The sequence below is a fragment of the Rickettsia endosymbiont of Pantilius tunicatus genome (assembly GCF_964291875.1).
Lineage (GTDB): Bacteria > Pseudomonadota > Alphaproteobacteria > Rickettsiales > Rickettsiaceae > Rickettsia.
The window spans coordinates 937964-950753 of record NZ_OZ198175.1 but is presented as its reverse complement, the minus strand read 5'-3'; the positions used below and the strand labels follow the sequence as shown (position 1 = coordinate 950753).

Genomic DNA, 12790 nt, shown 5'->3' with positions numbered 1-12790 from the left:
TCTCATTTGCAATGACACTGCAATCTTTTTTAAAAAATTTAATATTAATTATTAGTTGCAACTTTAATTTTTAAATATTAATATTTTTTTGGCTCAACAATAGTTTTTTAAAAGTACTCTTCTAGCTTAACTTCCTAGTTAAAGTACAAATTACTGACAATACAATAATTTATTTAACAGGATGTAGAATATGTATCAAGAAGATTCACTTACCGAAAAACTAGCCTACCATACAAGTAATATTAAGTTACACCCTAAAGATAGTAATGGATATTACATGCTAGCACAAACTTTGGAAGAATTAGGTACTTTAAATATTAATGATAATGCTAATAATTATTTTCAGCAAGCATTAGAAAATTACAACAAAGCCATAAGCCTTTATAAGGACCTTATATATATGGCAAAACTTAGTAAATTATATGTAAAGCTTGGTGAGCATGATTTAGAGATTACAAGTATAAAAGAAATGCAAAAATATAAAACAAGTGATGTCTTAACTAAAGAATATGTGGATACTGTGGTCCACGATGTTATGGGAATGAATGAAGTACGGGATACTGTAAAAAATTTACAGTCTGCGGGCAAAATAACTAATGAATTTGCTATTAAATTACAAGAGCATATAAATATAACTGCCGAACTTGTTGCAGCAGTTGATGCACATAGTAGAGCATTAGATGAGCATGAAAAAAGAATTAATGAATTTCAAATAATAAACGAAAAATTTATAAACGGAATTCAAGTTGAAGCAGAAGAAATAGACAAAGTTAAAAATTGGGCAACAGAGTTAAAGAGAGAGCTATTAAAACGTGAAAAAGAAATTGAAAAAGAATTTAATGAATATGAAGACAAAAATAAAGAAATTGAAAGAATAGAAAGCGAAAAAGCACAAAAAGAAATTAAAAAATTAAAAAAAGAACTTGAGAAAAAAATAAAAAGCTTAAAGAAGAAAAAAATAAAAATAAAAATAAAACTAAAGAATTCGAAAACAGATTAAAGGAACTTGAAAATAAATTTGAAAAAAAAAGAAATCGAAGATGCAAAAAAGGATGAAATAATAAGATTTAGTGGTATAGAAGAAAAAGCAAAAATCAATAAAGAAATTCAAGAATTAAAACAAAATAATATCAGACTATACGATTATTGTAATACATTTTATTGGAATATAAAGAATATATCAGAGGCTTTTAGAATTGCACAAACAAATATATTAAATATTAATACTCAAAATGAAGAAACCAAGGTAGAAAAAGCAGTATCAGGAGGAACAACAATAGGATTGGCTTTTCTAAATGCCGCTTTACAAAGTTTACCTTTTTTTGGTGGAGCTGCAGATCTGATTACAGATTTTTTACAAATTGCAGTTGATGATATATTAGAAGAAAGGCAAAAAATAAAATTTGAAAACAAAGTAACTATTATAAATGACATTATTAATAATAAAGTAGGTACAGGAGATATAGACGATTATTTGAGGAAAATAGCTATATCAATGACAATTTCAAGAGAAGAAGAAATTAAAAAGCCAAAAGTACTGCTTTTACTTCAATCAAATTCAGAATTAAAAACGTTGCAGAAAAATATAAAAGAAATTGGTAATATTATTCATGATAATACCAGAGGTAAATTACTTCCTGAAGCTTTAGAAAGGTACGATAATAGTTTTGTTACACAGTTAGCTTTAAAAGATTCCACCTTACTAGTAGTATATTTTTGTAAGAATCGTGATAGTGTTATAGCAGTAAAGCAAGGTTTGGATGAACAATGTAAAGAAATTGTTAGTAAAGGTACGCTAGATGCATTATTGATTAAATCAAATCTACTATTAGCAGAAATAGCACAAAATAATATTTTTAATGAAATTGAAAAACTTATAGATAATAATAAAGCTGCATCTAAAGATAATATGCAATCGTTAAAAATAAAAATAGACAATGGCATGTGGTATAAACAAAAAGGAAACAAGTATTGGAGTAAGAATGCAATTGGTAGAGAAATAGAAGAATTTTTAGAAGAAGGATATATAAACTCACTTTTAGAAAATTCATCTACTTAGACTAATATTAGTATTTTTGATGTAAGGATGTTTATATTTAAGACTATTTGTGAAAGAATGATTATAAATACTCCTGACAAACAAGAGAAAAAAACAAAAGTAGTAAATGATAAAATAGAAAATAATAAAAGATGTGCAAAAGAGTTTATTAAGAACTATCCTATAGTTACTTTAGAAATCTCGAAAAAGTATCCTCAGCTGTTAAAAGACCAAGAAATAAAAGATATTATTTCAAAACTAGTCAATAATTTCAATACTGAAGAAAAAACAGATATAATGGATATATCGTCTGAAATTAATTTAAAAACAGAAGTAACCTTTGTGAATTTAATTGGTAACGAAGAAAGTCTGACTCCTCTTAATATAGAATAGAAAGTTTTTCTATATATTAAACATAGAAGTATAGAGTATAAAAGGATGGTGCGGTCGAGAAGACTTGAACTTCCAATCTTTTTACAGAACAGCACCCTCAATGCTGCGCGTCTACCAATTTCGCCACGACCGCTTAAGGCTTCTTGTATAGCAGATTATTAGTATAACATCAATAGAGTTCTTTTTTATCATTCTTAGCTAAAAGCAGGAATCTATAAATTAAATGGTAAAATATACTAAATTTTTAGTACTGAAAGCTCGATTTCTCTTGCTTTATCATGGATTCCTGCGATCAACGGAATGACATATCAGGTAGCCTCGATATGACAACTAACCTAAGATAAATTTACTACAAAACTTGGCATAACCGATTGTTTTTCAGCAACTTTTCTTAAATTAAATAGCTTGTCGTCGAGATTATTAAACTCAAGGTGATAATCTCTAGAATTTCCTGTTAATACTAACCCTGAATCTATGCCAAGCCAATTCGCTGCAAGTATATCAGTATAGAAAGTATCGCCAATCATTAACATCCGATTTTTAGAGACATTATGACACTCTTGCAAAACTTTGCTATATATTTCTTCGTAAGGTTTACCACTATAGATTACTTTACCGCCTAGCTGTTTTATTTTCTGAGCATAATAACCACTGCAATATCTATAAACTCCGTGTTGATTTATCCCAAGATCAGGATTAGCACAAATATTAACTATCTTACGTTCTACAACAATTTTAAGTAACTCATCAAATTCGTTTAAGTCTAAATTTTCACTTTCATCTCTATAAATTGTCATCAGGAGAATATTAGCTTTTTGAATATCATCAGTGATAGGGCATTGTATGCCGTTTATGATATCATTTTCTAAATGACCTAAATGATATATTACCGGTTTTTCGATACCAAAACGTTCTTTACTTTCTAAAATCATTTGTACTGCTACTTCACCAGAACTAATAATCATTTCTGGTTCAGCATTTAACCCCCAAGATTTAAGTGTCTGATGCAGAGAAAAAGTATTTCTTGGAGCATTGGTAACAAAATATACTTTTTTCTGTTCAATGATTTTATTAATATTCTGTACAACATTAGGGTAGGTATGCCCACCTTCAACTACTACGCCCCAAAGATCAAACAAAAATACGTCATAATCATCCATCACATCGAAAATATTTTTTAACTTTAATTTATCCATTGTTATCTCTAATACTATTGAAAAGATATAGACGAATCTAATAAGTTCCGTTATAGTTATTTTTATTGTTTCTAGCAACAAGTAAAAAATATTATGTCGGAATTTGAAGAAAAGTTGAATGAATCATCATATGGTGCTGATTCTATTAAAGTTTTAAAGGGTCTTGAAGCTGTAAGAAAAAGACCAGGGATGTATATTGGTGATGTCGGTGATGGATCTGGTTTACATCACATGATTTATGAGGTAGTCGATAATGCTATCGATGAAGCACTAGCTGGTTATTGTGATTTAGTAAGAGTTGTATTAAATAAAAACGGCTCGGTAACTGTATCTGATAATGGGCGAGGTATACCTGTTGAGATTCATGAGGAAGAGGGTATATCAGCAGCTGAAGTAATTATGACGCAGCTACATGCCGGTGGTAAGTTTGATCAGAATTCATATAAGGTTTCTGGTGGTCTGCATGGTGTTGGTGTATCAGTCGTAAATGCTCTTTCTGATTGGCTTGAGCTACGTATTTGGCGTAATAATACGGAACATCTTATTAGATTTAATAACGGGATAACGGAAGCACCGCTTGCAGTTGTTAAAGAAAATGTAGACAAAAAAGGTACGGAAGTTACTTTCTTCCCATCAGTAGAGACTTTTACTAATATAGAATTTGATTTTAATATAATAGAACATCGTCTTCGTGAGCTTGCTTTCCTAAATTCCGGAGTAAAGATTTTACTAACAGATAATAGATTTGAAGAGGTAAAAGAAGTAGAATTTTATTATACAGGCGGAATTGAAGCTTATGTAAAATATTTAGATCGTGCAAAACATGCTGTTCATTCATGTATCGTAGTTAATGCAGATAATACTGAATCCGGTATAAGCCTTGAGCTTGCTATGCATTGGAATGACTCTTATCATGAAAATATACTGTGCTTTACCAATAATATTAGACAACGTGATGGCGGAACTCATCTTAGTGCGTTTAAATCAGGAATAACACGCGTTATTACCGCTTATCTTGAAAATACTGGACTTAACAAAAAAGCGAAGAATGCTTTTAGTGGTGAAGATACTAGGGAAGGGCTATGCTGCGTACTTTCTGTTAAAGTTCCTGACCCTAAATTTTCCTCACAAACTAAAGATAAACTAGTAAGTTCTGAAGTAAGACCGATTGTTGAAAATGCTGTTTATACGAAAGTTCTTGAATGGTTTGAAGAACATCCGGCTGATGCAAAACTGATTATCAATAAGATCATGGAAGCAGCTAACGCTCGTGAGGCTGCTAGAAAAGCAAGAGAATTAACTAGAAGAAAATCAGTATTAGAAGTATCGAACTTACCAGGTAAGCTTGCAGATTGTCATGCCAAAGATCCGGCAGTTTCTGAGTTATTTATAGTAGAGGGAGATTCAGCGGGCGGTACAGCAAAGCAGGGTAGGGATAGCAAAATTCAAGCTATATTGCCTCTACGTGGTAAAATCCTAAATGTTGAGCGTGCAAGGTTTGATAAAATGCTTGGTTCTGATCAAATTGGTACGTTAATTACAGCTCTTGGAACAGGTGTTGATAACCGAGAATTCTCACTTGAAAAACTAAGATATCATAAAGTTATTATCATGACCGATGCTGACGTTGATGGATCGCATATTAGAACTTTATTGCTTACTTTCTTTTACCGCCATATGCCGGAGCTGATAAATAAAGGATATTTATATATAGCACAGCCACCTCTTTATAAGGTGAAGAAAGGAGCAAGTGAGCTTTACTTAAAAAATGAGCAAGCACTGCAAGATTACTTAGTAAAATCAGCAATTAGTGATGCTACTTTAACTTTAGATAATAAAGAGCAGCTGGCAAACGAAAATCTAGAAGAACTAATGAGTAAAGTGATAAAGTTCAATAGTTTACTTGATCATGCTAGCAAAAAATTTAACCGCTCTATCACTGAAATTTTGGCAATTAACGATCTACTTAATAATAAAATATTTAATAATGAAAGCGATTCAAGACTTATAAAAGCTTTAAATGCGTTAAATAGTTTGGAGCAATCACCTGATAAAACAGATTGGGAAGTTTTAAAACATGAAAATAAAATAGAATTTTTCCGGTTTAGTAGAGGCTTAAAAGAACGTAAAATCTTGCTAAGAGAGCAGTTAGAATCATTTGAGTTTATAAATATATCAAAACTCACTTTAACAATTTTTGATATATTTAATAAGCAATTAAAGCTTATAGTAAAAAACCAAGAATTTGATATTTTAACTCCTAGCATATTGCTAAATACTATTATAGACTGCGGAAAAAAAGGCATCAGCGTTCAACGCTTTAAAGGACTTGGTGAGATGAACTCAGATCAGTTATGGGATACCACCCTTGACCCTAAAAAAAGAACTTTAATGCAGGTAAGAGTAGCAGAAGTTGACGAAGCTGAAGGGATATTCTCCACTCTAATGGGTGATGTAGTCGAACCTCGTAGGCAGTTCATACAGTCTAATGCATTAAACGTTGTGAACCTGGACGTATAATACATTCCCCCTGTCATCCCGTGGCTTGACCACGGGAGGCATTGTTGCGTGGATCATTCTCTTCTATCATCCCGTGATTTATTCACGGGATCCAGTTAAAAATACTAATAAAATTAGTATTTTTTATTATTTTCTGGATCTAGTTCCCAAGCCACGGTATGACTACCTTAGGGCGTTTTTCGATCCACGCAACAATGCCACCACGGGATGACATAAATTAATACTTTTACAAAACATTTATGCAAAAATTAATTATTCACGGCGGTAAACCTCTTAAAGGTATTATCAATATTAGCGGTGCTAAAAACGCAGTGCTTCCTATTATGGCAGCTTCTATACTGACCGATAAACTACATATTACTAATGTTCCGAAATTAACGGATGTTAGTACTATGAAAGAATTGCTAAAAAGTCATGGAGCAGATATCGAAATAATAGAACATGAAAATGAGTTTGAATTAGTAATTAATACCTCAAATATCAATAATTTAACGGCAGATTATGAGATAGTTCGTAAGATGAGAGCATCTATTTGGGTGCTTGGTCCTCTGCTTAGCCGTTATGGTAAAGCAAAGGTCTCTCTGCCAGGTGGTTGTGCGATTGGAGCAAGACAAGTAGATCTTCATATTGCAGTTTTGAGAGCTATGGGAGCTGAAATTACAATTGAAGACGGTTATATTAACGCTTCAACTATGGGGCGTTTAAAAGGTGCACATTTCATTTTTGATAAAATTTCAGTCGGAGCTACTATTAATGCCGTACTTGCAGCCGTTCTAGCAGATGGCGAAACATTATTATTTAACTGTGCTAGAGAACCTGAAATAGTTGACTTATGTACCTGTCTTAATAAGATGGGGGCAGACATTTCAGGAATTGGTACTAGCGAAATAAGGATAAATGGTAAAGATTCTTTGCATGAAGCAAGTTATAAGGTATTACCTGATCGTATAGAGGCAGGAACTTATATGTTTGCCGCAGCTATTACTAAAGGTGATATAAAACTTAACGGCATTGATTATCATATCATAGAAAATATTGCTTTAAAGCTCATTGAAACAGGTATAATAGTTATGCCTATAGATAATGGAGTACAGGTAACTTATGCAGATAAGTTAAATGCTGTAAATTTAGAAACTAACCCATATCCGGGCTTTGCTACCGATTTACAAGCACAATTTATGAGTCTTATGACTATTAGCCAAGGTTCTTCAATAATTACCGAAAATATTTTTGAGAATCGTTTTATGCATGTACCTGAATTGTGTAGAATGGGTGCGGATATAACAGTGCGAGGTAATCAAGCAATAGTACAAGGCGTTAAAAGCTTAAAAGGTGCAGAAGTTATGGCAAGTGACCTTAGAGCTTCAGTATCTTTAATTTTAGCAGGCTTAAGTAATAATAGTGAAACAGTATTACATCGTATATATCATTTAGATCGTGGTTTTCAGAATTTAGAGAAGAAATTAAATAATTGCGGTGCAGATATAAAAAGAGTATAATATGTTATGTCATCCTCGCTAAAAGTAGGGATCTATAAAAAGCAAAAATCTAGTATATTAAATTTTTTTATTGCTAGATTTCTGCTTCCGTAGGAATGACACGACTAATCCCATGAGATGACGCAAAAAATTTATTATTTTAACGGAGAAAATAATGGCAAGAATTACAACAGAAGATTGTAGTAAAGTTATACCTGATAGGTTTCAGCTAGTTATTTATGCAACTAGATATGCTAAGTTATTAAATTATAAAGTAGAAACTAATCAAAGCAAAAAAGAAAAGCGTGACAAACCTCCAGTTATTGCATTACGCAGAATTGCTTCCGGAAAAGTATCAGTAGCTCAGTTAGAACAAGATTTTATTAATAGCCTACGTACAAGAAGTAGAATAGAACCTACTGTTGAACAAGATGAGTCAGAAGATTTAGAAGAAAAATTTGAATATTTACCAGAAGTTTACATTGGAGAAGATTATTCTGATTTAGATGATCAAATTTTTACTGAAGAAACTGGTGAAGACTTTGAAGATAAATAAATGATTATAGGTGTTGGTACGGATATAGTACAGATTCCTAGAATTGAAAAGATAATAAAGTTATATCCGAAAATTTTTCCTAAAAGAATTTTAAATACCGAAGAATTAAAAAAATTTGCTTTGCTAAAGAAAGAAAGTCACGCTACTTTTTTGGCAAAGCGTTTTGCTGCTAAAGAAGCAATTAGTAAAGCTTTTGGTGTTGGTATAGGTCGCGGTATTAATTTTAAAGATATCACTGTATTTAATGATGAATTAGGCAAACCGATAGTAAAGCTAGACTCAGATTATACTCAAAAACTTCTTCCTTTTAATATCCGCCTTTCCCTTTCTGATGATTACCCTATTTGTGTAGCGTTTGTAGTTGTTGAGAAAATTATTTCATAATTGCTAACATTCATAATATAAGTCAATAAGAATTAAGTTTAATAATAGCATGAATAAAAGCTAAGAATGACAAGTAAAGCAAGTTTAGGCTGTTTACGATAATCAATTTCCAATGATTTGTAGTTTATTTATTATCAATTTAATATTTTTTGCTCATAATTACTTGCTGTTATTAGTGTTTATAAAATTTATATATTAATTAGTTCAGAATGTAATTTTAAGACATGCTTGTCATTATCTCCTTTAATATAATAAGCTGGATTTTGCTCACTAGCTTTACGTTTAATTTCTTTATCTTTAATTTTTTTAATTACAGGGTCATAATAAACTTTTTGAATGGTACCCTTGAGCTTTTTTCCGTACCATTTCCAAAAAACTGTAGAACCTTCTTTATAAAAATTTGACATCGTATTGTTTATAATATGTTTTTTGCATGTATATATTATAATAACTGAGAAAGAAACAAGTTAGTACTAAAAACCATAATATATAATTTTAACAACTAAAAATCTATTTTTATCTTAGATAATATTATTTCTGATAAAATATAATTCATCTTTTCCAAGACCTCTATCACTCCAGCAATTTAGTGCTTTCAATAAATGAGAGGTAATAAAATTTTCAAACTTCTTACTTTTATCCTTTATTAATTACCAATCTACTAAATAAATTTTTGGTTCTTTAATTATGCTTCTAGATATATTAATAAACCATAATCATAGTATATATACTCGTTCTATTTGTACTATACTTTATTAGCTGTATTTAATCTAAAGTGTAGTTAATTTTAGGTAAAAGTAAATATTTAGATCTTAATGATATGGATATTTTTTTGCTTTCTGGATTTAGTTAGCAAGCAACTAGACGACATCGAAGATGTTTTTTGATCCACGCAAGCATTGCCGCCACGGGATGATACTGATAGTACTTTCAATCCATGCAGATAAAGCTGCAACAGAATGACAATATTTTTAACGTTTTACCAATTTATTATAGTATTCTGCTAGAACTTTTACGCCATATAGCCATAAGAGGCATACAATAATAAAGCTAAACATTAATAAACCAGCTATATCGTTATGGACAGCATTTGGAAAGATACTAAAGGATATGAATTGAATAATAGCACCTATCGATTTACCGATTTTAGTTCCCATAACATCGACTGCGGCCTTACCTTTGGTTTTCATTTCGCTATCCAGCGGAATATATACCATTTCTTTAGTAGCATCAAAAAGTGAGTATTTTACAGATTTAGAAAGCACGTGCCATAAACCGCCAATAAAAACTATAACAACTAGTGGCGAGCTATAACCAAGTGTATCTATGATATTTTTTAAGTGATTTTCGAAAACTGTAAAGGAGAAAAACATTACGCCTGCTCCAAACATCATAATAGGGGTAATAATTGCTCCCCAGAACCAACCGCATAATCTAATTAGACTGCTTCCTAAAAATGCACTAATTAAAGTAAGTACCCCAGTCCCAAAAAATACCTTACCGTGATATGAAATAAAATCTTTTGTATCAGGATATAGTTGTTTTACTTTGGACATCCATAATCCTTCAATTAAGCTAATACTCATCGAGTAAGAGATTAAAAGAATACAAATAAAACCAAGATATTTAGAAGTTAATATTATTTTTGTACTTTCAACTAAGCTTAATTTTAATATATCTGTTCTTTGATTTTTAAATTTAATATTTTTGTCTGATTCTACAATTTTTTTATCGATAAATTTATGCAGAGCTAAACAAATTAATCCTGAGACTAAAATAACGCTAACAAATGATTTTAAAAGAATTTCATTGGTGTCGCTTAAATGTGAAAATAACGGCAATAGGAAATGTTCGCTTTTAGCAAAATAGATAATTATAGTTCCGGAAATTAGTAGATTGGTTTGTCCAAATAAAGTAAAAAATGAGTAAAACCTAGGAGCTTCTTCGACCTTAGTAATTTTATTTGCTAGCTGCCAATATAAGAGAGTAAAAACTATTACAGGCCATAACTCACCTATAATATAGAATAATACTAAGCTCCATTGTCCCCAAATAATTATAAACCATTTTAAATGCGGAAGTAATGTTATGTAATGTTTGACTAATTCAGGATCAGGATGAAAAAATTCTCTATATGGAAATAGAATAAAACCGAAAATAGCGAAAAAAAGCAAAAAAGTACCGGTAATTATTCTAAAAACCTGTTCCGTAGTCATTATATTACAGAGTTTAGAATAGAGAATAACGAATAAAACACCCATTGGCATTTCACCCCAAAGCTTGATAAAACTAAGTACCTCCGTACTAATTAAAGTAACAACAAAACTATCCTTAATACTGCGAACTAGGTTTTGATTAAGTAAGATAAAAAACATTAACAAAGCCATAGGTATGAATTTGGTTAATTCATATGATCTAATCGGCCATACTATATGCCTAAATTTACTATTTCTTGCTTTATTCCAAAAGGTGAAGTTAGAATTCACGGCGTCCATTAATTTACCTATGAGATTATTTTATAGAATGTCAAAGAACTCTAATGCAACCTAGACTATAATAAAAATTATGTCAAGTTTTTTAAACAAGGTCATAGTATATTGTTAATTATTTTTAGTATATTTAATTGCAGCTTCAACAAATTTAATGAATAGGGGATGAGCTTCAAAAGGTTTTGACTTGAATTCTGGATGAAATTGTACTCCTACAAACCATTGTAGTTTTGGTAATTCAATTGCTTCCACAATCTTTTTATCTTCTGAAAATCCGCTAAACTTTACGCCATTTTTTTCAAAAATATCTTGAAAATCATTGTTGAATTTGTATCTATGACGATGTCGTTCACTTATTTTAAGTTCTCCATATGCATTAGCAGTAATACTATCCGATACTAAATTACATGTATAAGAACCAAGACGCATAGTCTTTTTTACGTTTTCTATTGTGATATCTAACGGATTAAAATCCTCATCATGTTTGCTTATTTTTTCAATAATTTTTGTACCAGCTGTTTTAAACTCTTCTGTTACAGCATCTTCAATACCAACCAAATTACGAGCTATTTCAATAGTAGCAAGTTGCATTCCAAGACATATACCAAAAAAAGGTATATTGTTTGTCCGAGCATAATTTACTGCTAGAATTTTTCCTTCTGTGGCTCGCTCACCAAATCCGCCTGGTACTAATATCCCGTCAACGCCTAATAATTTTTTAGAAATATTTTTACTGGTTACATTTTCTGCATTTATCCATACTAAATCAATTTTGTATTTATGATACATACCTGCATGGTCAAGAGCTTCGATTACCGATTTATAAGCATCTTTTAATTTATGATATTTAGCTATAATAGCGATTCGTACCTTTAAATGAGATTCTTTTAATCTTTCAATTATATCATGCCATCTATCTAATTTAGAAGGTGCAATAGTAAGATTAAAAAATTCTAATACTTTATTGTCAAGTCCATAATTATGGTAAGCAAGAGGTACCAAATATATATTTTTCTGATCTATTGCCGGAATAACATACTCAGGATCTATATTACAAAATAAAGCTATTTTTTCTATTTCGCTTTTAGCAATTTTACGTTCTGCTCGGCATACTAAAATATTTGGTGAAATGCCGATAGTACGAAGTTCTTTTACAGAATGTTGAGTAGGTTTAGTTTTTAGCTCACGAGCAGTTTTGACATATGGTAGTAAAGTTAAATGAATAAATAAACATTGTTTGCTTTTTAACTCATTCCCAATTTGTCTTATAGCTTCAAAAAAAGGCAACCCTTCAATATCTCCTACTGTGCCGCCTATTTCGCAAAGTACAAAATCAAAACCTTTAGTGTTAGAAAGTATAAAATCTTTTATTATATTTGTAACATGCGGAATAACCTGTACAGTAAGACCGGTATAATTTCCTAATCTTTCCTCTTTAAGTAGTTTTGAATATACAGCTCCTGTCGTGATATTATCAAACTTACAAGCAGGAACTCCTGTAAAACGCTCATAATGCCCAAGGTCAAGATCGGTTTCAGCCCCGTCATCGGTAACGTATACTTCACCATGTTGATGAGGATTCATTGTTCCCGGGTCAACATTTAAATAAGGATCTAATTTTCGTAAACAAACTTTAAAACCTTTTGCTTGCAAAAGCATCGCAAGAGAGGCGGCAGTTAGACCTTTACCTAAAGATGAAACTACTCCGCCTGTAATAAAGATAAAACGCACCATTC

The 12790-nt window shown here is 31.0% G+C and carries 11 protein-coding genes and 1 tRNA gene; 7 read left to right on the top strand and 5 right to left on the bottom strand.

Annotated elements, in window-relative coordinates; all coding sequences use genetic code 11:
• The first annotated feature begins 190 nt into the window (after positions 1-190).
• Genes ACICQC_RS05470 through ACICQC_RS05460 form a run of 3 tightly spaced genes read left to right on the top strand, consistent with a single transcriptional unit; the run spans position 191 to position 2431 of the window.
• On the top strand, positions 191-1000 hold the full coding sequence (locus ACICQC_RS05470; protein ID WP_395476289.1) for a hypothetical protein: 810 nt from the start codon (positions 191-193) through the stop codon (positions 998-1000).
• An 18-nt stretch (positions 1001-1018) separates the two neighbouring features.
• On the top strand, positions 1019-2059 hold the full coding sequence (locus ACICQC_RS05465) for a hypothetical protein (RefSeq protein WP_395476288.1): 1041 nt from the start codon (positions 1019-1021) through the stop codon (positions 2057-2059).
• Positions 2060-2086: 27 nt separating this feature from the next.
• Complete coding sequence (locus ACICQC_RS05460) at positions 2087-2431, top strand: hypothetical protein (protein WP_395476287.1); 345 nt, start codon at positions 2087-2089, stop codon at positions 2429-2431.
• A gap of 46 nt (positions 2432-2477) precedes the next feature.
• On the opposite strand, the gene ACICQC_RS05455 is transcribed toward ACICQC_RS05460, so the two are convergent.
• Together ACICQC_RS05455 and ACICQC_RS05450 are read right to left on the bottom strand one after the other, a co-directional pair.
• Positions 2478-2564: transfer RNA gene (locus ACICQC_RS05455), tRNA-Leu, on the bottom strand.
• Between the two features lie 202 nt (positions 2565-2766).
• Complete coding sequence (locus tag ACICQC_RS05450) at positions 2767-3627, bottom strand: TIGR01459 family HAD-type hydrolase (protein ID WP_395476286.1); 861 nt, start codon at positions 3625-3627, stop codon at positions 2767-2769.
• Positions 3628-3720: 93 nt separating this feature from the next.
• On the opposite strand from ACICQC_RS05450, the gene gyrB reads away from it, so the two are divergent.
• The 4 genes from gyrB to acpS all read left to right on the top strand — a co-directional run bounded on the left by gyrB (position 3721) and on the right by acpS (position 8565).
• On the top strand, positions 3721-6147 hold the full coding sequence (gene gyrB / locus ACICQC_RS05445) for a DNA topoisomerase (ATP-hydrolyzing) subunit B (protein WP_395476285.1): 2427 nt from the start codon (positions 3721-3723) through the stop codon (positions 6145-6147).
• Positions 6148-6386: 239 nt separating this feature from the next.
• Complete coding sequence (murA, locus tag ACICQC_RS05440; protein ID WP_395476284.1) at positions 6387-7646, top strand: UDP-N-acetylglucosamine 1-carboxyvinyltransferase; 1260 nt, start codon at positions 6387-6389, stop codon at positions 7644-7646.
• A gap of 154 nt (positions 7647-7800) precedes the next feature.
• Positions 7801-8181, top strand: coding sequence for a DNA-directed RNA polymerase subunit omega (rpoZ, locus tag ACICQC_RS05435; RefSeq protein WP_395476283.1), 381 nt, complete (start codon positions 7801-7803; stop codon positions 8179-8181).
• Complete coding sequence (acpS, locus tag ACICQC_RS05430) at positions 8182-8565, top strand: holo-ACP synthase (RefSeq protein WP_395476282.1); 384 nt, start codon at positions 8182-8184, stop codon at positions 8563-8565.
• Positions 8566-8753: 188 nt separating this feature from the next.
• Here acpS and ACICQC_RS05425 read toward each other — a convergent pair whose 3' ends face one another.
• The 3 genes from ACICQC_RS05425 to ACICQC_RS05415 form a co-directional block, all read right to left on the bottom strand.
• On the bottom strand, positions 8754-8972 hold the full coding sequence (locus tag ACICQC_RS05425) for a DUF2945 domain-containing protein (RefSeq protein WP_395476281.1): 219 nt from the start codon (positions 8970-8972) through the stop codon (positions 8754-8756).
• Positions 8973-9536: 564 nt separating this feature from the next.
• The gene (gene tlc2 / locus ACICQC_RS05420; protein ID WP_395476280.1) at positions 9537-11060 is read right to left on the bottom strand and encodes a nucleotide exchange transporter Tlc2; all 1524 of its coding nucleotides are present in this window, start codon (positions 11058-11060) and stop codon (positions 9537-9539) included.
• Positions 11061-11165: 105 nt separating this feature from the next.
• Positions 11166-12788, bottom strand: coding sequence for a CTP synthase (locus ACICQC_RS05415; RefSeq protein ID WP_395476279.1), 1623 nt, complete (start codon positions 12786-12788; stop codon positions 11166-11168).
• Between the last annotated feature and the right edge of the window lie 2 nt (positions 12789-12790).